Raw genomic sequence first — 25,007 nt, 5'->3', positions numbered from 1 at the left:
ACGAAGGCGAGAAGTACTTGCAGGAACACTTCATGCGCGGCGACAGCGTCAGCGCCGGACACTTCGCGTGAGCCCGCCGCGCGCCGAGCGGAGCGTCACGTTGTGGTGATGTTGTTTCCCAGGAGGCGTTCGTGAATACCCGTATCGACTATCGCAAAGCTTCACCCGATGCCTACCAGGCCATGCTGGGCCTGGAAGCTGCCGTACGCCGCGCGCGGCTGGAACATGCGCTGCTTGAATTGGTGAAGATGCGCGTCTCGCAAATCAATGGCTGCGCCTACTGTCTGGACATGCACAGCAAGGATGCCCGCGCCGCTGGTGAAACCGAACAGCGCTTGTACCTGCTGCCGGCGTGGCGCGAAGCACCTTTTTATTCACAGCGCGAGCGAGCCGCCCTGGCGTGGGCCGAGGCAGTGACACAAGTTTCCATGAACGAGCCATCCGACACGCTATACGCCGATGTGCGGGCGTATTTCAATGAGAAGGAGATGGTCGATCTGACCTTGGCCATCATCGCCATCAACGGCTGGAACCGCCTGGCGATTGCATTTCGTGCGGATGTGGGAGGCTATGTCGCCCAGCCGGTCGGGTAGCACTGTCCGGCAAGACACACGCCCCCAACAGTCAAGGAAAGTTGCGATGTCGCTCGCCACCACCGTGATGGCGACCCGCGGATGTCACTCGGCAACAGTGCATCAATCTATCTAGAGCGAGAGCTTGAGAGACTGGTCGCATCAGCGGCAGAGAGCATCAAGATCGAATTGATTGCCGCTGATCGAGTTTGAATCCAGGCCGGTATGGGTGCAGTCGAGCACAGCATGCGGGCGACCCTCAATCCGAGCAGCGCATGCATTGCACGTCATAGCGTTGGATCCAGGCTTCGAGCGCGACAACGGCCTGCGCACCGGTGGTGACATGGTCCAGCGCATGCGCCGCGTCATCAGGCTTGATGCGCGCGATCCATGCATCGCCGTAGGGATCGATATTGATCAGATGCGGCTTTTCCAGCAGCGCTTCGTTGCGCGCCACGATCACCCCGGCGCAAGGGCTCGGCACGCCGCCCACCCACTTGCTGCTTTCCAGCGTGGCGACATGGCGCCCGGCATCCACGTGGACGTCCAGTTTCTTGATGCGCGCATAGTGCAGGCGGCCCGCGATGGCCTGGGCAGGATCGGTGACTCCGAGGGTGAGGGTGCCATCGTGTTCAGGACGCACCCAGACATAGTCGAGGTCGTAAAACAGGTTCGCAGGTATTTCGCAGCCATGAAATTCGTTCATATCGATTGCTCCGCACTACAACACATCGCCCACGATGGTGCGCGTCGATATCCGACGTCCATCAGCTTGCGCACCGATCTGTGGCGACCTATTGCAAGCTCAGCAGAAGTTCGCTCGCAGCGCGGCCTTGATCCGGCATGATTGCGGCGAGATGGGGATAAAGCTCGGATTCTTCCTTGCTGTCATGTTGCTTGAGCAGGGCGCGTACCGTTCTCAGCAATGCAGCGAATTCTTCATCGTCGTGCGCAGCGATGGCTTCAGCCATCTCCTGGATGAACACGCGCAGATCCTGGTGCCCCTTGCGCAATATCGCGGTCAGCGCAGGCTCGGCATTGCCCGGTTGCGTCTCAAAAGCCGGAAACAGCAGCGTCTCTTCCACCACCATGTGGCCGTCCACGAGGCCATGGCGGAATCGTTGCAATAGATCCGCGGCTTCACGCCAGTGACCCTCGTGCACCGCCTTGGCACCAGTCTCCAGCAGCACGTCCAGGCGCTCATGATCATGGCGCATGATCTGTTCTATGCTTTCCACGGAATACTCCTTGGCTGGTCGGGTGGGTGAAAGGTTGGGTGGCGGCGCGAGCAGTCGGGCCAGCAGTGGTGCGGATGAGCTTGACCGTCGCGCGGGAGCGGTGAACGTGAAAGTACAACTTCTGGTATCCAAGTGGTGTCCTACTTGCCCGCAAGCGGAAAAGATCTGGACCGAAGCCGCACAGCGGGTGCCCATGGAGTTCGAAATCCTGGATGTCGCGGAACGCAAAGGCCGTGAAGTGGCGAGCCGACTGCGCATCAGGACCGTCCCCGCGGTGGTCATCGATGACGTCCTCAAGATGGTAGGCGCACAACCGCTTGCGGATGTACTGAAAGTGCTGGGCGTCTGAGGTCCGCATGCGTTGGCGCGCGCAGCCTTTGCAGCGCGAGCTGCCGGCAAGGCGGGGCAGAGGCATGCGTTGCATCAGCGGGTGGCCCGCTCCTCGCGCACGATGGCCGCGACGAAGGCCGGATCGGCGCGACCGTTGGCCGGATCGGTCGCGATGATGCGTCCCGCGCGATCCAGCAGCGCGACGACCACGTTGTGCTGGAAGCCGCCGCCCGGCAACGGGCGCCAGCTCACGCCCAGTACGCCGCCGAGCATGCCGATGTCACCGCTGAGCGCACGACTGAGCTGAAACTCCGGCGCGCTGACGTGGTGTTCTGCAGCGGTTTTCTTGAGTGCCGCGAGATCATCATGCGCCGGATCGAACGTGACCAGCAGCACCGGGATCGGCTGGCCGCCTGCTTTCACGACCTGATCTTCGACCCGCTTCAGGGTCTCGATTTCCACAGGGCAAGCCATCTGGCACGAGGCATAGAACATACCCAGCAGACGCGGCTTGCCGGCGAGACTGGCGAAGGTGAAGGTGCGCCCGTCCTGGTTCATCAGCGTCAGCGGTGGAATGCGATAAACCGAGGTCGCCGGCAATGACGCTGGCGCGGATGCCGCAGCGGTAACCAGGGTGCAGGTGCCAAGCAAAGCACCACACAGTAGGACGAACATGTTTCTCATGGGGTATCTCCAGGTTTGCGAACACAGCGAAAACCCACGAACGGCGACGAGTCCGCGGGAGCGAGCATGGACAGCGCGGCCACGCGTTCGGCCAGCGCGTAGTCGGATGGATCGCGGAATGCCAGCGCGGCGCCACCGCACAAGCGCAGGACCGAACCGGAGCCGGCACTGCCAACATCGCCGTTGACTTCGGGAAACATGGCGCCATAGTCGCTCACCCATTCCCACATCAGCCGGTTGAGATCGCGCAGGCCGTAAACGTTGGCCGGGCGCTGGCCGATCAAGCCGGGGCGTTGTCCCGTCGCGCGCATGAGCGCGGCCAGGATGGCGTTGCGGCGGGTCATGTTCGCGCGCGCGTCACGACTGCTGCTGCTGGCTGCGGCGGCATATTCCCACTGATACCAACTGGGCAGTTCGGCATGCAGGCTGTCGCAGTAGGCGCGCGCGGCGAACCAGCTCACGCCGGTGACCGGGTGACGCGCGGCTTGCGCATCACCCGGGTCGGCGGGCGTCAGCCAGCCGGCGAGGTAGTTGGGTCCGGCAAACAGCGGTGCAATGTGGCCGCGCTGCCACTCGGGGTGTTGGCGCACGAAGGCGGCGAACTGTGCCTCGGTAACGGGCTCGTCCATCATCGCGAAGGGTGCGATCCGTACGGTCACTGCCTGCGTACCATCGAGCAGGCTGCTGACCAACGGGCCGCCGGGCACGATCACGAAGCGCGGAGCCGCGGCATTCGCCGGCGCAGGCCGCGGCAGCAGCGCAGCCAGCAACATCAGCAATCCTGTGAGCGTGCGCAACATGATCGCCGGCTCGGCGTGCGCACGGGGTGGCCGCGCGCAGTGGCCATGCGCTCAGTGTGTGCTCGATGCCGCAGCCGGCATGGCGCCAGCGGGTGGAAACGGCCTGTTCCACAGCGCGCGGTAGAGCGTCGGTTGCTCGGGTCCGGAGACCACCAGTTGGCCCAGCGCGCCCTTGTTGAACATGCGCACGGCGGCGTGGTCGACCAGCATGAACGTGCCGGGCACGACCAGCCTGGTGTCGGCGATCACCGCGCCACCGGGCGGTACCGAGATGGTCTGCACATTGTGGTCTTCGTTGGAGCCGCCCCACGGCCACACGGTGTTCCAGATGCCGCCGATCATGTGGAAGCTGGAGGTGAGATTGGGTCCGCCGTTGGCGAAGAAGAAACGCACGGTCTGGCCTTCCTCGGCATGCAGGGCGTGGTCGCCGGTGAGCGAACCGACGGCGCCGTTGAACACCACGTAGGTGGGCTGCTCGTCCAGCAACTTGGTCATGTCCAGCGCTTGCAGGCCAGGCTGCATGTAGGCGCCTTGGGTGTAGAACTCGCCCTGCATCACGTAGAACTCCTTGTCGACCTTGGGCAATCCGTCGGCGGGCTCGACCATGATCGCGCCATACATGCCGTTGGCGATGTGCACCGCAGCCGGCGCCATGGCGCAGTGATAGACAAAGAACCCGGCGTGCAGCGCCTTGAACTCGAAGGCGCCCTCGTGGCCCGGAATCACGATCGAATTGGCCGCGCCGCCGCCGGTGCCCATTACCGCGTGCAGGTCGATGTTGTGCGGCATGTGATCGCTGTGCGCGTTCTTCAGGCGGATCTCGACGGTGTCGCCCACGCGCACACGGATCATCGGCCCGGGCACGGTGCCGTTGAAGGTGTAGAAGTCGTACTTCACGCCATCAGCCAGCGTGCCGACCACTTCCCTGGCTTCCAGGTTGACGATCACTTTCGCCGGGTAATGGCGCGTGATCGGTGCTGGCACCTCGGGAGGCGGCAGCAACTGCTCGACGATGGGCTTGCCTTCGGGCGCGCCGCACAGGGCGGGCGTGCAGGTCCAGCCTGCCGGTAACGGCGAGGCATGGGCCGTGCTGGCGAGCGCGGCACAGCAAAGTGCCAGCGTGATGGCGCTTGCGAGGATGCGTTTCATACAGTGCTCCGTGGGTTGGATCTCACGCTTGTGAGTTTGATCGGAGCCTTCGCGTGGCCGCTGATCTGGATCAGGCGCCGCCGCGGCGCGCTGTCGCAGTGATGGCGCGTAGATCAGCAGTGAGAGATGACAACCCAGCGCATCCGGGCGCCGGCGCAGCGGTTTGCACGGGCGGTGGTGACGCGGCAGATGGGCTCCGCCTGCGCTGCTGCAACCGCTCAGCCAGGTGAAGCTGGTGATGGGGATGCGATCAGTGGCGGTCTGCTGATTGTTGCACTGGGTCGCGCCGCCATGCGGCGGAACCATGGCCCGATGCGCGGCAGCGTGGTGTCGAAGGGCTGTTGCACGGCGTTGCCGAAATCCAGCCACACGTACAACCAGATGTCGGCGGCGCTGAAACGTTCGCCGCACAGCCAGGGGCCGTCCGCCATCAGGCCATCCAGCCAGGCAATGCGGTCCTGCGCAATGCGCTTGAGGCCCACCGCGGCTTCGGGCGCCACCGGAATGCGGTTCCGGAACCGCACCAGGCCCTCGGCATAGTGATAGGCGTTGTGGATGAACTCGGTGATGTTGAGCTCGACACGCCGCCACCACTGCCGGGTTTCGGCGCGCTCTGCTGGATTGCGGCCGATCAGCGCCGGCCACGGGTGCAGCTCCTCGATGTACTCGGCGATGGCCACGGCTTCGGCCAGCACGCGGCCGTCGTCGAGTCGCAGTGCCGGGGTTTGGCCAGCCGGGTTCAGTGTCAGGAATGGGGGTGCGCGGTTCTCGCCAGCGAAGACATCGACGTGTGCTGCGGGCAATTGCAGCCCTTTCTCGATCAGGAACATGCGCAAGCAGCGCGGGGCGGGGCTGTCGGCGTCGTAGAGCAGCATGGTGGCTCCAGAAAAGGGCGAGGGCCGTGAGGGCGGCTCTCGCCAGGAGGCATCGCGATCAATCAGCGATCCCGACCCACCAGTGCGATTGCGGCGGTCGCCATGCCGGCACGTGCGAACTGGCGTTGCATCCACAATTTGCGCATGAAGTCCCAGGCCATCAGCACGGCGCCGGCGGCGAACACGATGTCGCCGGGCATGCGCATCCACTGCCAGAACAGCGTGGTGTCGTAGAACTTCATGCTGCGTGCGTAGGCGTAGCCGTGGGTGTACACCGCCTCGAGCTGCGGCCAGCCGATCGGGTAGAAGTTCAGCACGATCCACAGCACCATGCCGATGTTGTACAGCCAGAACGCCCACACGCCGAGGCGGTCGCTCCATGCGCGATCACCGTTCAAGTAGCGCAACGCCATGTACACCAGGCCGATGGCCAGCAGGCCGAAGGCGCCGAACATGGCGGTGTGCGCGTGGTTGAGGGTGAGGAAGGTACCGTGCTCGTAGTAGTTGACCAGCGGCGCGTTGAGCGTGCCGCCGCCGAACACGCCGGCACCGACGAAGTTCCAGAACGCCGAACCGAGGATGTACAGGTAGGCCAGGCGGTATGGGAAGTCCTTCTGTTCGGCGATATGGCGGCGCTGGTCGATGGCCTCCATCACCAGCAGGAACAGCGGCAGCACTTCGAGGAACGAGAACATGCTGCCCACGCCGATCCACAGGCTGGGTTCACCCACCCAGTACATGTGGTGGCCGGTGCCGAGGATGCCGCTGAGCAGGATCAGGATCCACTCGAACAGCACGGCGCGCTCGACCAGTTGGCGCGAGACTAGCCCCAGGCTCATCAGGAAGTAGCCGGTGACCGCGGCGGTGAAGGTCTCGAACGCCCACTCCACCCACAGGTGCACCACCCACCAGCGCCAGAAATCGGTGATGGTGAAGGACGGGTTGGGCGAGGCCAGCGGGATCATGCCGAACACGTAGATCACCGCCACCGCCAGCGTGCTGTACCACAGCAAATGCTCGATGCGGAACAGGCTGTAGAACGATCCACCCTGCCGGAACAGCGCCTTCAGCGTGGGCCAGAACGCGCGCAGCAGCACCAGGCTCCACACCGCCAGGCCGACGAAGAACAGGATCTGCCAGAAGCGGCCCAGTTCCAGGTAGGACAGGCCCTGGTTGCCGAACCAGAACCAGTGCTTGTCGATCAGCCCCATGATGCCGAGGTAGTCGCCGATCAGCGCACCGGCGACGATCACCACCAGCACCCAGAAGATCAGGTTGACCAGATGGCGCTGCCCGGCCGGTTCGCCACGCCCGATCAGCGGCGCCAGGAACAACCCGGCACCGATCCAGCTCACGCCGATCCACACGATCGCCGCCTGCAGGTGCACGCTGCGCAAGAAGTCGAATGGCAGCCAGCGGTCGACGTCGATGCCGTAGAAGCTGGCGCGCTCGCTGTAGTAGTGCGCCATGATCGTGCCGGCCAGGATCTGCACCAGCAGCACCCCGGCCACCACCAGGAAATACTTCCACAGCGCCTTCTGGCTGGGCGTGGGTTCGGCAAAGCCCTGCAATGTCGGCTCGTAGGTCTCGCCGGGCGACTTCGGCTCGATCCACAGTCGGAAGATCACCAGCACCGCGCCGATGGCGAAGAACACCAGGGTGAACGAGGCCCAGGTCCAGATGAAAGTAGCCTTGGTGGGGCTGTTGCCGACCAGCGGCTCGGCCGGCCAGTTCACCGTCCACGAGTAGTCCTTGCCGGGCCGCAGCGCCACCGTGGTCAGCGACGAATACAGCAGGAAATCGGCGGTATGCGCGGCGCTGGTGTCATCCAGCGCGTGCGCGCGCGTGTAGCCTTTGGCGAAGTTGTCGGTCAGCAGTGATTGCGCGATGCGCGTGCGCAGCGTGGCGATGGCGTCGGCCACCGCCTGCGGCAGCACCACCACCGGCCGGCTCAGGTCGATGCCCTTCAGCTCGACCCGCATGCTGCGCGTGATGCCGGACTGCTGGTCGGCGCCGAGCGCCGCGTAGGGCTTGCCGTAGCGTTCCTGCGCCAGGTTCTCCTGCACCTGCCTACCCAGTTGCACCAGGTATTCGGCGGTGTAGTCCTCGCCGAAGTACGAGCCCATGCCATACAGGCTGCCGTAGTCCATCAGATCGGCCTTCTGGAAGCCCGACTTGCCGGCGACGATGCTGTCGTAGCTCATCACCGTCGCGCCGCTCGCGGTGATCATCTTCTGCGGCAGCGGCGCGGCCTGCTCGTAAGTTTCCACGGTGGCCACCACCATCGCCGCCCAGCAGACGACGGTGACGATGACCATGATCCAGATCAGCACCTTGCTGGTGCGGTCCTGCGGTCCGGCTTGTGCTGCCGGCAGTGCATTGGTGGACATGACGCACTCCTGATTCGCGTGTAAGGTGAATGGAATGCTAGGCGGCATGTCGAGGCGGGTTCCTGATCTGGATCAGGAATACCGTGGCACAACGCCGCAGTCAGCGTTCCAGCACGTTGCGCGCCAGCGCATTCAGCCGTGCGGCATCGACGATCTCCACCTCGCGCCCGTCGATGGCGATCAACCCGAGGTCGCGAAACCGGGTCAGCATGCGGCTGACGGTTTCCGCGGCCAGGCGCAGGTAATCCGCGATTTCACTGCGCGACATGGCCAGATGCAGACGCCGCGCCGGAAAACCCTGCGTGGCGTAGCGTTCGGCCAGATCGATGAGAAATGCCGCCACGCGCTCGTCGGCTGCATGGTCGCCTGCCAGGCGCGAGGTCATGCCCAGCTCCTTGGACAACAGGCGGAACAATTGCCGCTGCAGACCCGGCAGGCGCGTGGCCAGTGCGCTGATCGCGCTGAATGAAAAGCGGCAGAAGTAGGTCGTTTCCAGCGCCGTGGCGTCGCAGGGATAGTGCTCGGGATAAATGGCATTGAGTCCGACCACTTCGCCGGGAATGTAAAAGCCCAGCACCTGCTCGTTGCCCTCGGCATCGATCGCGACGGTCTTCACCGTGCCGGCGCGCACCGCGTAGATCGCGCGGAACGGGTCGTGGCGGCGGAACACGGGCTCGCCCACGCGGTATGGCCCCACGTGTTCGACCAGAACATGCAGATCGCGCAGCGCGACCTTGTCGTAGCCGGCGCGCGTGCAGGCGCCGGAAAACGCGCAGGTGCTGCAAAAGCGCACTTCATCGCCGTCGTCGGCGATGGGACTGTCGCGATCAGTGAGGCGGTGTGGGTGCAGCGTCATGGCAGCCTGGCTTCGCGATCGCGGCGGGCGCCAGTCTAGCAAGCACGGTGCTGGATCCAGGTCCGAACCGCGGCGGATTGCCACGGAGTTGATCTGGGTCAAGAGATTACCCGACGCAAGTCATTACGATCGTCTTACGCGATTTTCGCGATCAGGAGCGGACCATGCGGCACCCATCGATCCCAGTCATCGTTCTTGCCCTCGGCCTCGTCCTTCTTGGCGCGCATGCGGCACCCGCGGGCGCCGCGCCCGCCAAGGATCCCGCCGATCTCGGTCCGCCGCGCGGCGCGCCGATCGAGGAGGCCATGCTCGCGCCGCCCGCCGTGCCGCCGCCGATCCATCGCGACTACCCGGCGCGGGTGATCGTGCGCCTGGAAACCCGCGAGGTCGTCAAGGAGATCGCCGACGGCGTGCGCTACGACTTCTGGACCTTCAACGGCACCGTGCCGGGGCCGATGATCCGCGTGCGCCAGGGCGACACCGTCGAACTGCACCTGAAGAACGCGGCGGACTCGCACATGGCGCACAACATCGATCTGCACGCGGTGATGGGTCCGGGTGGCGGCGCGGCGCTGAGCATGACGCCGCCGGGCCACGAGAGCGTGTTCACCTTCAAGGCCATGCGCGAGGGCCTGTACATCTACCACTGCGCCACGCCGCCGGTGCCGATGCATATCGCCAACGGCATGTATGGCCTGATCCTGGTCGAGCCGCCGCAGGGGCTGCCGAAGGCGGATCGCGAGTACTACGTGGTGCAGGGTGACTTCTACACGACGGGCGCCTATCACGCGCCCGGCCTGCAGACGTTCGACATGCAGAAGCTGTTGCTGGAGCAGCCGACCTATGTGTTGTTCAACGGTCGCGAGGGTTCGTTGACCGGTGCCAATGCGTTGACCGCGAAGGTGGGCGACACGGTGCGCCTGTTCGTCGGTGACGGCGGTCCCAACCTGGTGTCGAGCTTCCACGTCATCGGCCAGATCTTCGACAACGTCAACGTCGAGGGCGGCACGCTGGTCAACCACAACGTGCAGACCACGCTGATCCCGGCCGGCGGCGCGGTCACGGTCGAGATGAAGACGCTGGTGCCGGGCACCTTCCTGCTGGTCGATCACTCGATCACGCGCGCGTTCATGCAGGGCGCGCTGGGTCAGTTGGTGGTCACGGGTCCGGCCGCGCCGGCGATCTACGACAAGGTCTCCAGCGGCCCGATCCCCACCGGAGCGAAGCCGACCGCGGCGGTTGCCGCGCCGCCTGCAGCCGCGTCGGTCAACGACGCCATGGCCGACGGCAAGCGCGTGTTCGGACAGATCTGCGCCGCCTGCCATCAGGGCAACGGCATGGGCCTGCCGGGCGCGTTCCCACCGCTGGCGATGTCGGACTACCTCAACGCCAATCCGAAGGGTGCCATCGGTATCGTGCTCAACGGGCTCAGCGGCAAGATCACCGTCAATAACACCGGCTACGAGTCGGTGATGCCGGCCTTCGGCGCGCAGCTCAGCGATGACGAGATCGCGCACGTGCTGACCTACGTGCTGAACAACTTCAACAACAAGGGCGGCACCATCATGCCAGCCGAGGTCAAGGCGGTGCGCGCGGGCGACAAGCCGCGGTGATGATGCACTGGTGGTGCCGCTGCGGTGGCGCCACCGGCTTTCACGGGATCCGGGAGTGATCATGCGCATCGGAGTCGGCCTGCTGCTGGCCTTGCTGGCGACCGCGTCCGCCGTCGCCGCGGCGGACTACGTCAACATTCCCGGCGGTGTCTTCGGCAGCGCGCTGGCCGTCGACGGCGCCGCGGCGCGCATCGCCATCAAACCGTTCGCGATGCGCGTCGAGCCGGTGACCAACGCCGAGTTCCTGGATTTCGTGCGCACGCATCCCGAGTGGCGGCGCGGCCGGGTGTCGCCACTGTTTGCCGGGCCGCAGTATCTGGCCGCATGGCAGGGTCCGCTGACACTCGGTCCCGATGCGCGGCCCGAGCAGCCGGTCACCGGCGTCAGTTGGTTTGCCGCGCGCGCCTTTTGCGCCAGCGAGCAGGCGCGGCTGCCCACCTGGTACGAGTGGGAATACGTCGCCGCCACTGACGCCACGCGCCGCGATGCGCGCCAGGATCCGGCGCGCAACCAGGACATCCTCGACGCGATCCAGGCGGCCACCGGCAACCGGCCCGGTCGCATCGGCCAGCGTCCCGCCGACGTCTGGGGCGTGCGCGATCTCAACCGCCTGCTGTGGGAATGGACCGGCGATTACGCCGCGATGTTTCCCAATGCCGATGCGCGCGTGCCCGGCGCCGGCCCCTCGCTGGCGCTGTGCGGCGGCTCGGCGCTGGCCTTCGCCGACAAGAACCAGTTCGCGCTGATGATGCGCGTCGCCGCCCTGACCGCGCTCAAACCCGCCGACGACGCGCCGCGCGTCGGCTTCCGCTGTGTTCGTGATCTGCCCGGAGAATGACCATGTGTATCCCCCGTCTGCTGCTGCGCTTCGCCGGTCTTGCGTTGTTCGCGCCGCTGACGCTCGCGGCTCCGCCTGTCGCCGCGCCGCTGCCCGACAACTCGGTGTACCGGATCCCGGCGTTGATGCTGCGCGATCAGCAGGGCGATGTTTTCAGCTTCGCCTCGCTGCGTGGCGAACCGCGTCTGGTGAGCATGTTCTACGGCTCCTGCAAGATGGCGTGCCCGCTGCTGATCGAAAACATCAAGCGCATCGAGCAGGCCGTTGCCGCCCGGGGCGCCGCGCCGCTGCCCGTGGTGCTGGTCAGCTTCGATCCCGAACACGACGACGTGGCGATGCTGGCCCGGGTTGCCGCCAACCATCACCTCAGCGCGCCGCTGTATCGGCTGACCACGCCGATCAGCGGTGACTACGGCGCGCTGGCCGGGGTGCTCGGCATCGCCTACCGGCCGCTGCCCGATGGCGGCTACGCGCACAACACCGTGGTCGCGCTGCTGGATGGCGAGGGGCGCGTGCTTGCCACCACCGATGCGACGGGCAAGCCGGACCCGGCGTTCGTGGCGGCCATGGTCATGGTCGCAGCGCATTGACGGATGCCATCGCGCGAACGCAGGCCACCACCGACGCATCCGCGATGCCACTGCGCCGATATGTCGTTTCGTCGCCGCGCCGTGTTAGCTTTGCGCGATGACTACCCTCCTGCGCCGCACCAAGATCGTCGCCACCCTCGGCCCCGCCACCGATGCGCCTGAAGCCCTGGCGCGCACGCTGGCCGCGGGCGTGGACGTGGTCCGCCTCAACCTGTCGCACGGCCAGCCCGAGGACCATCGGCGCCGCGCCGAGGCCGTGCGCGCCTGGGCCGCGGCCAGCGGTCGCGAGATCGGCATCCTCGCCGACCTGCAAGGCCCCAAGATCCGCGTCGAGCGTTTCGCCAACGGGCCGGTGCGGCTGCAGGAAGGCATGCCCTTCGTGCTCGATTGCCGGCTCGATGCGCCGCCCGGCGATGCCACGCGCGTCGGCGTCAGCTACACCGGACTGCCGCGCGATGTGCATGGTGGCGACGTGCTGCTGCTGGATGACGGCCTGGTCGCGCTGGATGTGCGCGAAGTCGCCGGCGCCGAGGTGCGCTGCACGGTGCGCGTCGGCGGCGTGCTATCCGATCGCAAGGGCCTCAACCGCCAGGGCGGCGGGCTCAGCGTGGACGCGCTGTCCGACAAGGATCGCGCCGATATCCGCCTGGCCGCATCGATGGAGGCCGATTTTCTCGCGGTGTCCTTCGTGCGCTCGGCGGCGGATATCGAGGAAGCGCGGCGCCTGTTGCGCGAAGCCGGCGGCGATGCCTGGCTGGTGGCCAAGATCGAGCGCGCCGATGCCATCCCGGTGCTGGATGAAATCATCGATGCCTCCGACGCGGTGATGGTCGCGCGCGGTGATCTGGGCGTGGAGATCGGTGACGCCGAATTGCCCGGCCTGCAGAAAAAAATCATCCGCCAGGCAGTCAGTCGCAACCGCGCGGTGATCACCGCCACGCAGATGCTGCAAAGCATGGTCAGCGCGCCGATCCCGACGCGCGCCGAGGTGCTGGACGTGGCCAATGCCGTCCTCGATGGCACCGATGCGGTGATGTTGTCGCAGGAATCCGCTTCGGGCGCGCATCCCGATCTGGCCGTGGCCGCGTTGCACCGCATTTGCCTGGGCGCCGAGCGTCAGTTTCAGGCGCAGGATTACGCCTCTTGGCCGGGCGCGCAGCGCCTGGATCGCAGCGACCAGGCCATCGCCCACGCGGCCATGGACCTGGCCAACCGCATCGACGCCACGGCTATCGTCGCGCTGACCGAATCCGGCGCCACCGCGCAGTGGCTTTCGCGCTACCGCTCCACGGTGCCGATCTACGCGCTGTCGCACAATCCCGCCGCGCGCCGGCGCATGCGCCTGCTGCGCGACGTGCAGCCGGTGGCGTTCAGCAGCGGTGATGTCGGTGACGATTCCGCGGCACTGGTGCGCGCGGCGATCCAACACCTCACCGAGTTGGGCCTGCTCGGCAGCGGATCGCGCGTGCTGCTGACCCACGGCGAGGTGGGGCGCCACGGTGGCACCAACACGCTCAAGCTGCTCTCGGTGGGCGCGCAGGGCGATGTGGAAAATCCGCGCGAACTTTGATCTCGGCGTGGATCGAGTAGTTCATACGTAATCGTCGCGTGGCCGATATTCTCGATAGCCGCGCGCACGTTTCATGCCCTGATTGCGCGGAGGATGACTGGCACGCCGATGCAGCACTGAACCGCGCTGCGGAACTTCGCCGCGGCGCGCGCACCTGCGGCTATGCTGGTGTCCTCGCATCGCGGAGAACGCCCATGATCTGCATGTATTCCGCCACGTGGCGGGCACGCGTCGCGCTGATTGGCGTCGCGCTGGCCCTGCTGCCCGCGCTGGCGCTGGCGCAAAATGTCCAGCGTGTCATTCCCGAGCACATCGACCACTACTGGGTGGTCGACAGCAGCCATGTCGAGGTCACGCTGCCGTACACCGGGACCAATATCAACAAGCCGGGCTGCGTGGCGGTGAGCTTCATCATCGGCAGCAACGGCAAGACCCTCGACGTGCGCGCGGCCAGGGTGGCGCCGCCCAGCGATCTGGGCCCGTCCGCGGTCAGCATGATCGAGTCGATGCATTACCGGCCGGCGGCGGCCAATACCGTGCAGCAGCCGATCGCCAGCTATCTGATCGTGCCATTCAATCTGCCGCAGGCGCAGGCCGGTACGCCGCCTGCCGCGCGCGCGCGCATCGCCGCCGAACGCAAGCACTATCTGGAACCTTGCGTGCTGCCGGGCTACGCGCCGCGCTGAGTGCCGCGCCGCGCGTCGCTATACTGAGTGGCTGCGCGGGTTCTGATCCGCGCCCATCTTGTGACGCGGAGACTTGCCAATGAGCATCGAACAGTTGGAAGACATCGCCCAGGCCATGGTGGCGCCGGGCAAGGGCATCATCGCCATCGACGAGTCCAACAGCACCATCAAGAAGCGCTTCGATGCCGTCGGCATCGCCGACAGCGAGGAAAATCGCCGCGCCTACCGTGAGCTGCTGCTGACCACACCGGGCCTCGCCGATCACATTTCCGGCGCGATTCTGTATGACGAAACCATTCGCCAGTCGACGCGCGCCGGCAAGCTCTTCACCGAGGTCATGCGCGCGGCGGGCATCCTGCCGGGCATCAAGGTGGATAAGGGGCCGCAGCCTCTGGCCGGTTTCCCAGGCGAGGTGGTGACCGAGGGTCTCGACGGACTGCGCCAGCGCCTTGCCGAGTACGTGCGGCTAGGCGCGCAGTTCGCCAAGTGGCGCGCGGTGATTCATATCGGCGACGACATGCCCAGCTCGACCTGCATCGAGGCCAACAACCACGCGCTGGCGCGCTACGCCGCGCTGTGCCAGGAAGCCGGCATCGTGCCCGTGGTCGAGCCCGAGGTGCTGATGGACGGCGATCACGACATCGGCGTGTGCTACGAGGTGACCGAGGCGGTGCTGCGCTCGCTGTTTGCCTCGCTGTACGAGCACAATGTCATGCTCGAGGGCACCATCCTCAAGGCCAGCATGGTCATTCCCGGCAAGGATTGCGAGGAGCAGGTCGATGTCGAGGAAGTCGCCGAGGCGACAGTGCGCTGTCTCAAGTCCATCGTGCCGGCGCTGTTGCCGGGCATCGTGTTTCTTTCCGGCGGGCAGAGCGATGAGCAATCCACCGCGCACCTGAATGCCATGAACCAGATGGGTCCGCATCCGTGGCCACTGAGCTTCAGCTACGGCCGCGCCATGCAGCAGGCGGCGTTGAAGCTGTGGAGCAAGGACATGCAGGGCAAGTACGCCGAGGCGCAAAAGACCGTCGCGCAGCGCGCGCGCGAGAACGGTCTGGCCGCGCTGGGGCAATGGCGCAGCGGCGGCTGAGCGGGACGCATCATGGTGCGCTGCTCGGCGCCGGATGAAAACGGGCGCCTTGATGGCGCCCGTTTTGTTGGGGTGCGTTCTGTCGCGCAAACGACGTAGAACGCATGGATTTGCATATCGATCAGTCGAAGCGCGGCTCGACGGTGGCCATCGGGTCGCTGAAGTCGCATCTGCAACCATCCTTCCAGCCCCTGCGATACGTGCGGTTCCGACCCGGGCCGATACCGTTGCCGAAGGATGCGGATCGAATCCAGTGCCTGCCCGGATAGTTCACGCTGGGCAGTTCACGAAAGAACCACGATCACGGATTCGCGTGGGATTGATGCGAGCCGCGGCGATGGCTCATGGCTGCAGTAGTGAAGAAAGCGGGGATCGCCCCCGCCTTCTTCTTGTCTCTTCGTGCGCGTGCAAGCGCGCCGGGGTGACTCAGATGCTCGGGTTGGCACGACGCCGGCGCATGGCTTCTCCGGCGCCCAGCGCAGCCAGTGCGCTCAAGCTCAGTAGACCCAGGCCACCACCGCCACCACCTGCTGCGGGCGGCGGCGGGGGTACTGCCGCGGTCACGGTGCGCGTGGCCGTCGTGCTGGTGTTGAAGGCGTTGTTGGTGCAGGTCAGCGTGGCGGTGTAGGTGCCGGCCGTGGCGTAAGTCACGGTGACGCTGCCGCTGGTCGAGGTGCTGGGACTGGCGCCGGTGCCGAACGCCCAGCTCAACGCCATGCTGCCGGGCGCGCCGTTGGCCGAGCAGCTGCCGTTGAAGCTGACCGTGCCGCCGGGCTGGATGGTGGTGGTGTTGGCCGCGGGGGCACTGATCGTGGCGGCGGGCTTGGGCGCGATCGCCGCCGCCGAGTTGTAGGCATTGACCATGCCGTAGCCGAACACGCCGTTGGGATTGCCGCTGCCGTTACTGGCCGAACTGGTCAGTGCCTGCGCGCCGGCTTGCAGCATCGCGGAGGGCGTCAGGGTGTTGCCGGGGAAAGCGCCCTTCAGCAATGCCAACACGGCGCCCGTGGCCTCGGGGGTGGCCGAGGTGCCGCAGAAGGTCGCGCTGGGAGGCGTGGTGTTGTTGTTCTGCCCGAAGCCGCCGACGCCGGTGACATCAACGCAATCCACGGCGGTGAAGTCAGGCTTTTGTCGCGTGCTGGTGCCGGTGGAGGGCTGCGAGAAAAATATCGGGCCTTCCGAAGCATAGGGCTCGATGCTGTCGTTGTTGGCCGCGGCGTCGGCGGCGCTGATCGCGGTGGTGGTGAGCTCGTAGGGTGCCGGCAGCGCCGACTGGCCATAGATGCTGCCGGCCGGTGTGTTGGGGATCAACTGAAAGCTGTGGTTGTTGGCAAAGACCAGCACCTTGAGGTTTTGGCCCGGCGTGCCGTTGCGCTTGTAGATATGCAGTTGCAGCGTCTGCTGCGTGCTGCCGTTGACGTACTGGTTGCCCTGCACCGGCTGCGGCCCGGGCGAGGTCAGCGTGCCGTAGTTGCTACCAAGGTTGCAATAACTGGGCGCGGGCGGCGGCGACGACGACGTCGGCGCCGGGCTGGGGGTGATGCCCATGTTGCACGCGAGGATATTGCCGCTGCTATCGGTCAGGAACACGTCGTAGTCATTGGGATCATTGGGCGTGCTGCTGGTCGGATTGAGCGGCCAGGTGTCATCCCACTCCACGATATAGGTCACCGTATCGCTGGCCGCGACCGGGAAGCTCATGTATGGCAGCGGGTTGCCGGCGGTGCCGAAGTTTTGCGCCTGCGTGTAGGTGTAGGCGTTGCTGTTGCTGGTCGAAGAGGGGCTGATGGTGGTGTTGATCGTGATCGGGTTCCAGGTGCCGGACCAGAACTGCTCGGCATCGTTGCCGGCCGCGGTCAGCAACTGGATATTGGGGTTGGCGATGGCGAAGTTCTTCACCGCGGTGGCGAAGCTGCCATCGGTGAACATGGCCACGCCGGGGAAGCCCAGGTCATCGGCGATGATGGTCGGCTTGAAGCCGCCATTGCCCGCGGCGAAGTTGTTCAAGCAGGTGATGAAATCCACTGTGGTGGCGGGGCCGCAAAAGCCCAGCGCGGCACCGGGCGCCATGTCGTAGACGATTTCCATCATCGCCGCGCCTTCATTGCCGCTGCCGCCGCCGTTGACGGCGGTATCGACATACGGCGCCGGGCTGGTGGGCAGATCGCCGGTGCCCTGGTCCTGGGTGATGTCGCTGGAGGTGCTGCCCGAGATCGTGCCGACACCATTCGAGATGATGCCGACCGAGATGCCGGAGCCGTCGAGGCCGGTGGCGGTGCGGAACTGCGCGGCACCCAGCAACGCATCGCCTTGCGTATCCACCGAGCCCATGCGCGGCTTGGCGCCGATCGGCGCCAGATTGCGCGCCGGTACGGCATAGCGCGGAATGGTGACGCGCGCGACCTGCGGCAGCGCGGCGATCCGATACAGCGCGCTGCTCGGCACCCAAGCTTGCACCACGCCCAGTTCAGGGCTGGTGAGGATGCGTGTGGCGCCCAGCGCTTGCAGCGTGGCCGGCGCCGGCGCGCCCTGCTGCGCGTCGTAGTGCAAATACACCTGCACCTGGCCGCTGCTGTTGAAACGCGCGGCCAGTGGCGCGGGGCCGTAGGGCTGCTGCTGCGCGGTGAGCGCGCGCGTCTGCAGGGCGCGGCCTTCGGTGGTACCCACCGTGGCGGCGATGTGCGCGATCTGCGGCGATAGTTTGGCCAGCACTGCTGGCGCGGGCGTGGTGGGTGTCTTGGGCGCCGTGGTTGGCGCCATGGCGGCACTGGCCAACAGCGGCAGTGCGGCCAGGATCAATGCGTACTTCAGTCGATGCTGCATGGGTTCGCCCCCCTTGGGCATGTCCGGTCAAGTTTGACGAAGCCTGCCGCCGTGGTCGATGGGGGTCAACACGGCATCCCTGTCTGAACCGTACGGTTGGCGCGAGTGTAGCCACACCAACGCTGGACGTGCCGGGACGTGTCATACGGTTTCACAGGCCGCCGCGGAGCCTTGTTCGAATCAGGCATGGCGGCGGCGGAAAACCCAGGTTGCCACCCCGGCCAGCAGCAGAATCGGCCCCAGATTGGCCAGCCACGCCGGCACGCTGTACACGATCGCCAGATTGACCAGCGCGCGCTGCAGAAAAAACCAGCCCACCGCGATCAGCAGACCGATCAGCAGGCGCTTGCCGAGGCCGCCCGCGCGCAGCGTGCCAAAGGCCAGCGGCAGCGTGCACAACACCAGCATCAGCACGTTCAGCGGATAGAACAGGCGCTGCCACAACGCATCGGTGTAGACGCGCGCGTCGAGGCCGTTGCCGTGCAGATACTCGATGTTGCGCAGCAGATCGCTGATCGCCTGCGTGTTCGGGCTGAGCACCGACAGTTCCAGCAGGCGCGGGCTCAGGCCGGTCTTCCAGATCGCCGTGGGCAGCACGCTGCGCGTGGCGCCAGTTGCGCCGAAGCGGGTTTGTTGCAGGTGTTCGAGTTGCCAGTGCCCGTCGCGATAATTGGCGCCAGCCGCCCAGCGTATCGACAGCAGCCGGCCCTGCGCATCGAACTGGTAAATGCGCACGTCGCGCAGATCGATGCCGCGGCCCATGACCTGGTGCGTGGCCAGCGCGCTGCGTACGTTGACGATGTCGTCGCCGTCGCGCGCCCACAGCCCGGTGCCGGTGGCCGCGGCGATATTGCGCGCGGTCAGCGCCAGCAGGATGCCCTGCGCGCGCGCCTCGGCCGGCGGCATGGCGTACTCGGCGTCAAGCAGTGCGATTACGCTAAGCAGCGCCACCAACGTCAACACGGCGCCGCCGATGCGCAGCCGCGACATGCCCGCGGCGCGCAGCGCGGTCAGTTCGTTGCTGGCGGCGAGCCCGCCCAAACCGAGCAACGTACCGATCAGTGCGGCGTTGCCATACATTTCAAAAGAGCGTCGCGGCAAAGTCAGCATGATGAAATACGCGGCCTGCCCCAGTGTGTAGCCGTTACGGCCGAGATTGCTCAACTGGCGCGCGAACTGCAGAAACGCATCGAAGCCCACCAGCAGCACCCACACCAGCACGATCGGCCCGAGCACGCCGGCGATCAGCAGTTTGTCGGCGCGCTTGAGGCGCGGCAGCGGCGGCAGCCAGGACACATTCATGCGCGCGCTCCGCGCACGCGGCGCTCACTGTGCTGGCGGCGGAACCAAAGCAGCGCGAACGCCGTGATCGCGATCTCGATCAGCGCCATCAGCCAGTCACCGCCGCGGCGGCCGGCCATGATCTCGGCGCGGCCAATACCCAGCGTGTTGGCGAACACCAGATACGCCAGCAGCGCCAGCAGCAGGCGCCCGTAAAACGGTTCGCGCGGATTCTGCCGCGCCAGCGGCAGCGCCAGCAGCGCCAACACCAGCACGCTCACCGGCGCGGCGATGCGCCAGGCCAGCTCGGCGCGGTCGGCGGGCACGCCCGAGCGCCACAAGGTCAGCGTGGTCTGCTCATGCGGCGCGCCGGCACCGGCAGTGCTGGCGCCGGCGTTGACCGAGGCCAGCGAGAGATCGTTGCGGCGATAGTCGAGCAGGCGCCAGTCGATCTGCCCCAGCACGCCGCTGTAGCGGTGGCCGTCGACAAGCGCCAGAAAACGGTCGCCGCTTTGCGGATCGATGAATATCTTGCCGCGCGCGGCGGTGACCAGATTGACCTCGGGCGCGCCGCCGGGGCGGGCGCGCTCGCTGGCCACGAACACGCGCGTCAGGCGCTGGCCGTCGGGGCTCAATTCCTGCGTGTAGATCACGCCGTTGCCGCCGGGCAGTTCGGTGAAACGCCCGGCCTCCAGCCCGGCGGCGATGACCGAGCGATTGGCATTGTCGACCATGGCTTGCGATGCCGCCGCCGACCACGGCCCCAGCCACAGCGAAATCACCGCCACCACGATCGCCACCGGCACCGCCAGCAGCATTGCCGGGCGCAACAGTCCGGACGGCCCCATGCCGGAGGAGCTCAGCACGTGCATCTCGCTGTCGCGGTACAGGCGCGCCAGGCCCAACAGCACGCCGAGAAACAGTGCCACCGGCAGCAGCGCCGAGAGCGCATCGAGTACGCGCAGGCCCAGTACCGGAAACATCACGCTGGCCGGGTAGCGCCCAGCCGCGACCTTGGAGAGCACATCCGAGAGCGTGCCGCCGATGGTCACCAGCAGCAGCAGCGCCGCGCTGCCCAGCGTGCCGAAGGCGAGTTCCTTCAGCAGGTAGCGATCGAGGATGCGCAACATCGACTAACATGCCCCGCGCCGCGCCCGCGGCCCAATCACGAAGTGTAGCTTGCGCTGGCAAGCGCGGATGTTCCCAGGAGCTTCCCCATGACCCTCGAATTCAGTCTTGATTCCCTCGAAGCCGATTCTTGCGAAGCTGGCTGCATCGTTGTTGGCATGCACGACAAGGGCGCGCTGGGCGCATCCGCCGCGCGCGTCGATGCCGCCAGCGGCGGCCACATCACGCGCCTGATCGCCAGCGGCGACTGCACCGGCAAGACCGGCAACAGCCTGCTGCTGCACGCGCTGCCCGGCGTGCGCGCCGAGCGCGTGCTGCTGGTCGGGCTGGGTGAGCCGGGCGCGCTCGATGTCGCACGCTTCCAGCGCATCGCGCAGGAAGCCGCACGTGCGCTGACTGGCCTGCCGGCGCAACTCGCGGCGAGTTTTCTTGGCGAGATCGAGGTCAGCGGCAAGGACGCGGCCTGGAAGCTGCGCACGCAGGCGCTGGCCGCCGCGCAGCACGCTTATCGCTACACCGCCACGCTCAAGCCGCAAGGGCCGGGCGTGCGCCTCAAGCGCCTGGTGTTCGCCGCGGCAGCCTCGGCTGCGCAGGGTCTGGAGCAGGCGCGCGGCATGGCCATCGGCGCCGACTTCACGCGCGAACTGGCCAATCTGCCGCCCAACATCTGCAACCCGGCCTATATGGCCGAACGCGCGCGCCAGCTCGCCGCCGAGCATCCCGGTGTCACCGTGGAAGTGCTTGAGCGCGCCGATATGGAAAAACTCGGCATGGGTTCGCTGCTCGCGGTGGCGCGCGGCTCGGCCAATGCGCCCAAGCTCATCGTGCTGCGCTGGAACGGCGGTGGCGCGGCCAAGCCCTACGCGCTGGTCGGCAAGGGCATCACCTTCGACACCGGTGGCATCAACCTGAAAGTGCAGGGTGGCATCGAGGAAATGAAGTTCGACATGGGCGGCGCCGCCGGCGTGCTCGGCGCGTTTCTCGCCGCGGTCGAGCTGAGGCTGTCGGTCAATCTCGTGTGCGTGGTGGCCGCGGTCGAGAACATGCCGGATGGCGACGCCTACCGCCCCAGCGACGTGCTCACCAGCATGTCCGGCAAGACCGTCGAGGTGCTCAACACCGATGCCGAGGGGCGCTTGGTGCTGTGCGATGCGCTGACTTACGTGCAGCGCTTCGAGCCGCAGGCCATCGTCGATGCCGCGACACTCACCGGCGCCTGCGTGGTCGCATTGGGCAAGCATGCCTCCGGCCTGATGAGCAAGCACGACGATCTCGCCGCCGAGCTGCTGGCCGCCGGTGAAAACACGCTCGATCGCGCCTGGCGCCTGCCGTTGTGGGACGACTACCAGAGCCAGCTCGAAAGCGTCTTCGCCGACTTCGCCAATATCGGCGGCAAGGGCGCCGGTGCGATCACCGCCGGCTGTTTTCTGGCGCGCTTCACCGAAGGCCGGCGCTGGGCGCATCTGGATATCGCCGGCACCGCCTGGAGCGAAGGCCGCAAGGGCATGTCCACCGCGCGCCCGGTGCCACTGCTGACGCAATGGTTGATCGATCGCGCGGCGGCGGATGCGGATAGCCGGTAGCCGGTAACGGGTAACCGGGAGCATGGAAGCATCGCGGCCTGTTTTTCGCTGTCATCCTGAAGCCGCGGGCTGAAGGATCCCGGTGCTGCATGCGTACATGGCGCTTGCATCGCCGAGATCCCTCGCTGTGCTCGGGATGACAAGGTGAAACACTCTTCATTCCCGAACCCCGAACCCCGAACCTCGGTCCCGAGCCGTTGCCATTTGCGCGGCCAGCGGCAACACTCGCGTGTTGCTTTTGCTTGCGATGCCATCGTGTCCGAACCGCTACCGTTGCCTGTTTCCGCCCCGTGGATCGTGCTGAAGTTCGGTGGCACCAGTGTGTCGACCACGGCGCGCTGGAAGACCATTCGCGATCTCGCCGCCGCGCGCCGCGCCGAGGGCGCGCGCGTGCTGGTGGTGGTGTCGGCGTTGTCGGGCATGACCGACACGCTCAAGGGCGTGTGCGCCGAGCTTGATGTCACGCGGCGTCTGGCGGTGTGGGCGCGGATCGAATCGCGTCACGCCGCGTTGGCCGCCGCGCTGGGGCTTGCGCCCGAAGCGGCATGGCGCACGCAGTTGCAAAGCCTGCATGCGCTGCTGGCGCAGGCTGCGTCGTCGCAAGGTGCGCTGCCCTGGCAGGCCGCGGTGATGGCGCATGGCGAGTTGCTGAGCAGCGCGCTGGGCGCGGATTTTCTCGGCGCGCACTGGCTGGACGCGCGCGGCGTGCTGCACGCGCACGCGCAACCCAACCAGAGCGAGCGCGTGCAGCGCTTGTCGGCGACGCTGGAAACCGCGCCGGATGCGGCCGTGGCCGCCGCACTGGCGCGGCGCGGTGAGGTGCTGATCACGCAGGGCTTCATCGCGCGCGACGCCGCCGGCGCCACCGTGCTGCTGGGACGCGGTGGTTCCGACACGTCCGCCGCGCACTTCGGCGCGCTGCTGCGCGCGGCGCGCGTGGAAATATGGACCGATGTCGCCGGCATGTTCAGCGCCAATCCACGCCAGGTCGCGGACGCGCGCCTGCTGCGCCAGCTTGATTACGAGGAGGCGCAGGAGATCGCCACCACCGGCGCCAAGGTGCTGCATCCGCGCTGCCTCGCGCCGCTGCGTGCGCCGCGCGTGCCGCTGTGGATCAAGGACACCGAGCGCCCCGCGCTGGACGGCACGGTGATCGGCGCCGAGGCGGTCAGCGCCAGCCCCAGCGTCAAGGCGCTGAGCATGCGCAAGGGCATCACCCTGGTGGCGATGGAATCCATCGGCATGTGGCAGCAGGTCGGGTTTCTCGCCGACGTGTTCGCGCAGTTCAAGCGTCATGGCTTGTCGGTGGATCTGATCGGCTCGGCCGAGACCAACGTCACCGTGTCGCTGGACAGCACCGAGAACCTGCTCGATTCCGACGCGCTGGCGGCGCTGGCCGCCGATCTCGCGCGGGTATGCCGGGTCAAGGTGATCGCGCCGTGCGCGGCGATCACCCTGGTCGGGCGCGGCATGCGCAGCATGCTGCATCGGCTCGAAGGCCTGCTCGCGGAGCTGGGCAGCCAGCGTGTGCATCTGATCTCGCAGTCGTCCAACAACCTCAATCTCACTTTCGTCGTCGACGAAGCCGTCGCCGATGCGCTGCTGCCGCGCCTGCACGCGCTGCTGCTGCACTCCGGCGCGCTGCGCGCCGATGACGTCGCGCTGTGCGGGTCGAGCTGGCAGGCGCTGTATGCGCCCGCGCCCGCGGCGCAGCCCGCGCCGTGGTGGCAGGCAGCACGCGCGCGCTTGCTGGATGCGGCCGCGCGCGGCACGCCACGCTACATCTATCACTTGCCCACGGTGCGCGCGCGCGCGCGCGCGCTGCGTGCACTCGGTGCGGTGGATCGCTGGCACTACGCGCTCAAGGCCAATCCACATCCAGCCCTGTTGTCGGCGCTCGGCGCGGAAGGTTTCGGCCTCGAATGCGTGGCACCGGGCGAGCTGGATGCCGCGCGCGCCGCCGCGCCGCGGGCACCGCGCCTGTTCACGCCCAACTTCGCGCCGCGCGCCGATTACGCTGCTGCGCTGGACGCCGGCGAATTGGTCACGCTGGACGCGCTGCATCCGCTGCAGCAGTGGGGCGCGTTGTTCGCCGGTCGCGAGATCGGACTGCGCGTGGATCTGGGCAGCGGCGTCGGCCACCACGAGAAAGTGCGCACCGGCGGCAACGCCAGCAAATTCGGATTGCCGCTGACTGATCTTGCTGAATTTCTCGCGCTGGCGCGGGGCATCGGCGCACGCGTGGTGCTGCTGCACGCGCACCTGGGCTCGGGCGTGCTCGACGCCACGCATTGGCCAGGCGTGTACGCACAACTCGCCAGCCTGGGCGAGCGCATCGGCACGCTGCGCGCGCTCAACATCGGCGGCGGGCTTGGCCTGCCGCAGCGCGCCGGCGAGCAGCCGCTGGATCTGGCCGCGCTCGATGCCGGGCTCGGCGAGATCAAGCGCGCCTATCCGCAGTTCGAGCTGTGGATGGAGCCGGGACGTTTTCTGGTGGCTGAAGCCGGTGTGCTGCTGGCGCGCGTCACCCAGCTCAAGGGCAAGGACGCGCGCGCCTATCTGGGCGTGGACGCTGGCATGCACACGCTGCTGCGTCCGGCGCTGTACGGCGCGCGCCACGGCATCGTCAATCTGACGCGCCTGGATGCGCCAGCCGAGGTGCTGTATCAGATCGTCGGCCCGATCTGCGAAAGCGGCGATGTGCTGGGCAGCGATCGGCGCCTGCCCGTCGCGCAGGAAGGCGACGTGATGCTGATCGAGCACGCCGGTGCGTATGGCGCCGCCATGGCCTCGAACTACAACTTGCGTGGGTTGCCGGTCGAGGAGGTGTTCGAGTGACTGCGCGCGCGCCTGCGTTGTTTTGTTCCGCTTTTTCGCTGCAAGAAGGGCAGGGTGCGCGAGTGCGCGCTGG

The 25,007-nt window shown here is 66.8% G+C and carries 21 protein-coding genes; 10 read left to right on the top strand and 11 right to left on the bottom strand.

Translation table 11 applies throughout. The annotated features are described in order from the left end of the window. The first annotated feature begins 131 nt into the window (after positions 1–131). On the top strand, positions 132–593 hold the full coding sequence (locus ACYDAT_RS08475; RefSeq protein WP_461441468.1) for a carboxymuconolactone decarboxylase family protein: 462 nt from the start codon (positions 132–134) through the stop codon (positions 591–593). A 238-nt stretch (positions 594–831) separates the two neighbouring features. Here ACYDAT_RS08475 and ACYDAT_RS08470 read toward each other — a convergent pair whose 3' ends face one another. After that, entirely contained in the window at positions 832–1,278 is a 447-nt protein-coding gene (locus tag ACYDAT_RS08470; RefSeq protein ID WP_081127065.1) for a biotin/lipoyl attachment domain-containing protein, read from the bottom strand. Between the two features lie 88 nt (positions 1,279–1,366). Continuing rightward, complete coding sequence (locus ACYDAT_RS08465) at positions 1,367–1,789, bottom strand: hemerythrin domain-containing protein (protein WP_461449586.1); 423 nt, start codon at positions 1,787–1,789, stop codon at positions 1,367–1,369. 127 nt (positions 1,790–1,916) lie between these two features. Between ACYDAT_RS08465 and ACYDAT_RS08460 the strand changes: the two genes are divergently transcribed. Further along, positions 1,917–2,159 (top strand): thioredoxin family protein, encoded by a 243-nt coding sequence (locus ACYDAT_RS08460; protein WP_081129870.1) that lies wholly within the window; start codon positions 1,917–1,919, stop codon positions 2,157–2,159. 74 nt (positions 2,160–2,233) lie between these two features. Here the strand turns inward: ACYDAT_RS08460 and ACYDAT_RS08455 are convergent, their stop codons facing one another. The 6 genes from ACYDAT_RS08455 to ACYDAT_RS08430 all read right to left on the bottom strand — a co-directional run bounded on the left by ACYDAT_RS08455 (position 2,234) and on the right by ACYDAT_RS08430 (position 8,894). Continuing rightward, the gene (locus ACYDAT_RS08455; RefSeq protein ID WP_461440218.1) at positions 2,234–2,824 is read right to left on the bottom strand and encodes an SCO family protein; all 591 of its coding nucleotides are present in this window, start codon (positions 2,822–2,824) and stop codon (positions 2,234–2,236) included. Next, positions 2,821–3,624 (bottom strand): formylglycine-generating enzyme family protein, encoded by an 804-nt coding sequence (locus ACYDAT_RS08450; RefSeq protein ID WP_461449582.1) that lies wholly within the window; start codon positions 3,622–3,624, stop codon positions 2,821–2,823. The genes ACYDAT_RS08455 and ACYDAT_RS08450 overlap by 4 nt, the downstream gene beginning before the upstream one ends. 51 nt (positions 3,625–3,675) lie before the next feature. Continuing rightward, on the bottom strand, positions 3,676–4,773 hold the full coding sequence (nirK, locus tag ACYDAT_RS08445; protein ID WP_461449580.1) for a copper-containing nitrite reductase: 1,098 nt from the start codon (positions 4,771–4,773) through the stop codon (positions 3,676–3,678). Positions 4,774–4,991: 218 nt separating this feature from the next. Further along, a complete protein-coding gene (locus ACYDAT_RS08440) occupies positions 4,992–5,648 on the bottom strand; it encodes a glutathione S-transferase family protein (protein WP_461449578.1) in 657 nt (218 codons plus the stop codon). 62 nt (positions 5,649–5,710) lie between these two features. Next, a complete protein-coding gene (locus ACYDAT_RS08435) occupies positions 5,711–8,038 on the bottom strand; it encodes a nitric-oxide reductase large subunit (protein ID WP_461449576.1) in 2,328 nt (775 codons plus the stop codon). Between the two features lie 100 nt (positions 8,039–8,138). Then, entirely contained in the window at positions 8,139–8,894 is a 756-nt protein-coding gene (locus ACYDAT_RS08430; protein WP_461449574.1) for a helix-turn-helix domain-containing protein, read from the bottom strand. 164 nt (positions 8,895–9,058) lie between these two features. Here ACYDAT_RS08430 and nirK (ACYDAT_RS08425) point away from each other — a divergent pair, with 164 nt between their 5' ends. The 6 genes from nirK (ACYDAT_RS08425) (at position 9,059) to ACYDAT_RS08400 (ending at position 15,281) form a co-directional block, all read left to right on the top strand. Then, positions 9,059–10,507 carry a copper-containing nitrite reductase gene (gene nirK / locus ACYDAT_RS08425; protein ID WP_461449572.1) on the top strand — a complete coding sequence of 483 codons (1,449 nt, stop codon included), beginning with the start codon at positions 9,059–9,061 and terminating at the stop codon, positions 10,505–10,507. 61 nt (positions 10,508–10,568) lie between these two features. Further along, positions 10,569–11,345: a formylglycine-generating enzyme family protein gene (locus tag ACYDAT_RS08420; RefSeq protein ID WP_461441461.1), complete on the top strand. Its 777-nt coding sequence runs from the start codon at positions 10,569–10,571 to the stop codon at positions 11,343–11,345. Positions 11,346–11,347: 2 nt separating this feature from the next. After that, positions 11,348–11,935 carry an SCO family protein gene (locus ACYDAT_RS08415; RefSeq protein ID WP_461439567.1) on the top strand — a complete coding sequence of 196 codons (588 nt, stop codon included), beginning with the start codon at positions 11,348–11,350 and terminating at the stop codon, positions 11,933–11,935. 97 nt (positions 11,936–12,032) lie between these two features. Continuing rightward, the gene (pyk, locus tag ACYDAT_RS08410) at positions 12,033–13,505 is read left to right on the top strand and encodes a pyruvate kinase (RefSeq protein ID WP_461439566.1); all 1,473 of its coding nucleotides are present in this window, start codon (positions 12,033–12,035) and stop codon (positions 13,503–13,505) included. Positions 13,506–13,699: 194 nt separating this feature from the next. Continuing rightward, complete coding sequence (locus tag ACYDAT_RS08405; RefSeq protein WP_461439565.1) at positions 13,700–14,191, top strand: energy transducer TonB; 492 nt, start codon at positions 13,700–13,702, stop codon at positions 14,189–14,191. Positions 14,192–14,270: 79 nt separating this feature from the next. Continuing rightward, positions 14,271–15,281 carry a class I fructose-bisphosphate aldolase gene (locus ACYDAT_RS08400; RefSeq protein ID WP_461441460.1) on the top strand — a complete coding sequence of 337 codons (1,011 nt, stop codon included), beginning with the start codon at positions 14,271–14,273 and terminating at the stop codon, positions 15,279–15,281. A 426-nt stretch (positions 15,282–15,707) separates the two neighbouring features. Here ACYDAT_RS08400 and ACYDAT_RS08395 read toward each other — a convergent pair whose 3' ends face one another. The 3 genes from ACYDAT_RS08395 to lptF form a co-directional block, all read right to left on the bottom strand. Beyond that, positions 15,708–18,104 (bottom strand): PKD domain-containing protein, encoded by a 2,397-nt coding sequence (locus ACYDAT_RS08395; protein WP_461449570.1) that lies wholly within the window; start codon positions 18,102–18,104, stop codon positions 15,708–15,710. A 180-nt stretch (positions 18,105–18,284) separates the two neighbouring features. Next, complete coding sequence (gene lptG / locus ACYDAT_RS08390; RefSeq protein WP_461439562.1) at positions 18,285–19,406, bottom strand: LPS export ABC transporter permease LptG; 1,122 nt, start codon at positions 19,404–19,406, stop codon at positions 18,285–18,287. After that, positions 19,403–20,515, bottom strand: a complete 1,113-nt coding sequence (lptF, locus tag ACYDAT_RS08385) for an LPS export ABC transporter permease LptF (protein WP_461449568.1) — start codon at positions 20,513–20,515, stop codon at positions 19,403–19,405. The genes lptG and lptF overlap by 4 nt, the downstream gene beginning before the upstream one ends. Positions 20,516–20,602: 87 nt before the next feature. Here lptF and ACYDAT_RS08380 point away from each other — a divergent pair, with 87 nt between their 5' ends. Both ACYDAT_RS08380 and ACYDAT_RS08375 read left to right on the top strand, forming a co-directional pair. Next, on the top strand, positions 20,603–22,096 hold the full coding sequence (locus ACYDAT_RS08380; protein ID WP_461449566.1) for a leucyl aminopeptidase: 1,494 nt from the start codon (positions 20,603–20,605) through the stop codon (positions 22,094–22,096). 300 nt (positions 22,097–22,396) lie between these two features. After that, on the top strand, positions 22,397–24,934 hold the full coding sequence (locus ACYDAT_RS08375; protein ID WP_461449584.1) for a bifunctional aspartate kinase/diaminopimelate decarboxylase: 2,538 nt from the start codon (positions 22,397–22,399) through the stop codon (positions 24,932–24,934). Positions 24,935–25,007 lie beyond the last annotated feature (73 nt).

The sequence above is a fragment of the Metallibacterium sp. genome (assembly GCF_054637675.1).
This window is presented reverse-complemented; position numbering and strand designations above follow the sequence as displayed.

Coding starts and splice junctions, on each gene's coding strand:
- ACYDAT_RS08440 (WP_461449578.1), bottom strand. CDS start 5,648: ATGCTGCTCTACGACGCCGACAGCCCCGCCCCGCGCTGCTTGCGCATG.
- lptF (WP_461449568.1), bottom strand. CDS start 20,515: ATGTTGCGCATCCTCGATCGCTACCTGCTGAAGGAACTCGCCTTCGGC.
- ACYDAT_RS08380 (WP_461449566.1), top strand. CDS start 20,603: ATGACCCTCGAATTCAGTCTTGATTCCCTCGAAGCCGATTCTTGCGAA.
- ACYDAT_RS08415 (WP_461439567.1), top strand. CDS start 11,348: ATGTGTATCCCCCGTCTGCTGCTGCGCTTCGCCGGTCTTGCGTTGTTC.
- ACYDAT_RS08450 (WP_461449582.1), bottom strand. CDS start 3,624: ATGTTGCGCACGCTCACAGGATTGCTGATGTTGCTGGCTGCGCTGCTG.
- ACYDAT_RS08400 (WP_461441460.1), top strand. CDS start 14,271: ATGAGCATCGAACAGTTGGAAGACATCGCCCAGGCCATGGTGGCGCCG.
- ACYDAT_RS08455 (WP_461440218.1), bottom strand. CDS start 2,824: ATGAGAAACATGTTCGTCCTACTGTGTGGTGCTTTGCTTGGCACCTGC.
- nirK (WP_461449572.1), top strand. CDS start 9,059: ATGCGGCACCCATCGATCCCAGTCATCGTTCTTGCCCTCGGCCTCGTC.
- ACYDAT_RS08420 (WP_461441461.1), top strand. CDS start 10,569: ATGCGCATCGGAGTCGGCCTGCTGCTGGCCTTGCTGGCGACCGCGTCC.
- lptG (WP_461439562.1), bottom strand. CDS start 19,406: ATGAATGTGTCCTGGCTGCCGCCGCTGCCGCGCCTCAAGCGCGCCGAC.
- ACYDAT_RS08470 (WP_081127065.1), bottom strand. CDS start 1,278: ATGAACGAATTTCATGGCTGCGAAATACCTGCGAACCTGTTTTACGAC.
- pyk (WP_461439566.1), top strand. CDS start 12,033: ATGACTACCCTCCTGCGCCGCACCAAGATCGTCGCCACCCTCGGCCCC.
- nirK (WP_461449580.1), bottom strand. CDS start 4,773: ATGAAACGCATCCTCGCAAGCGCCATCACGCTGGCACTTTGCTGTGCC.
- ACYDAT_RS08430 (WP_461449574.1), bottom strand. CDS start 8,894: ATGACGCTGCACCCACACCGCCTCACTGATCGCGACAGTCCCATCGCC.
- ACYDAT_RS08465 (WP_461449586.1), bottom strand. CDS start 1,789: ATGCGCCATGATCATGAGCGCCTGGACGTGCTGCTGGAGACTGGTGCC.
- ACYDAT_RS08395 (WP_461449570.1), bottom strand. CDS start 18,104: ATGCAGCATCGACTGAAGTACGCATTGATCCTGGCCGCACTGCCGCTG.
- ACYDAT_RS08405 (WP_461439565.1), top strand. CDS start 13,700: ATGATCTGCATGTATTCCGCCACGTGGCGGGCACGCGTCGCGCTGATT.
- ACYDAT_RS08435 (WP_461449576.1), bottom strand. CDS start 8,038: ATGTCCACCAATGCACTGCCGGCAGCACAAGCCGGACCGCAGGACCGC.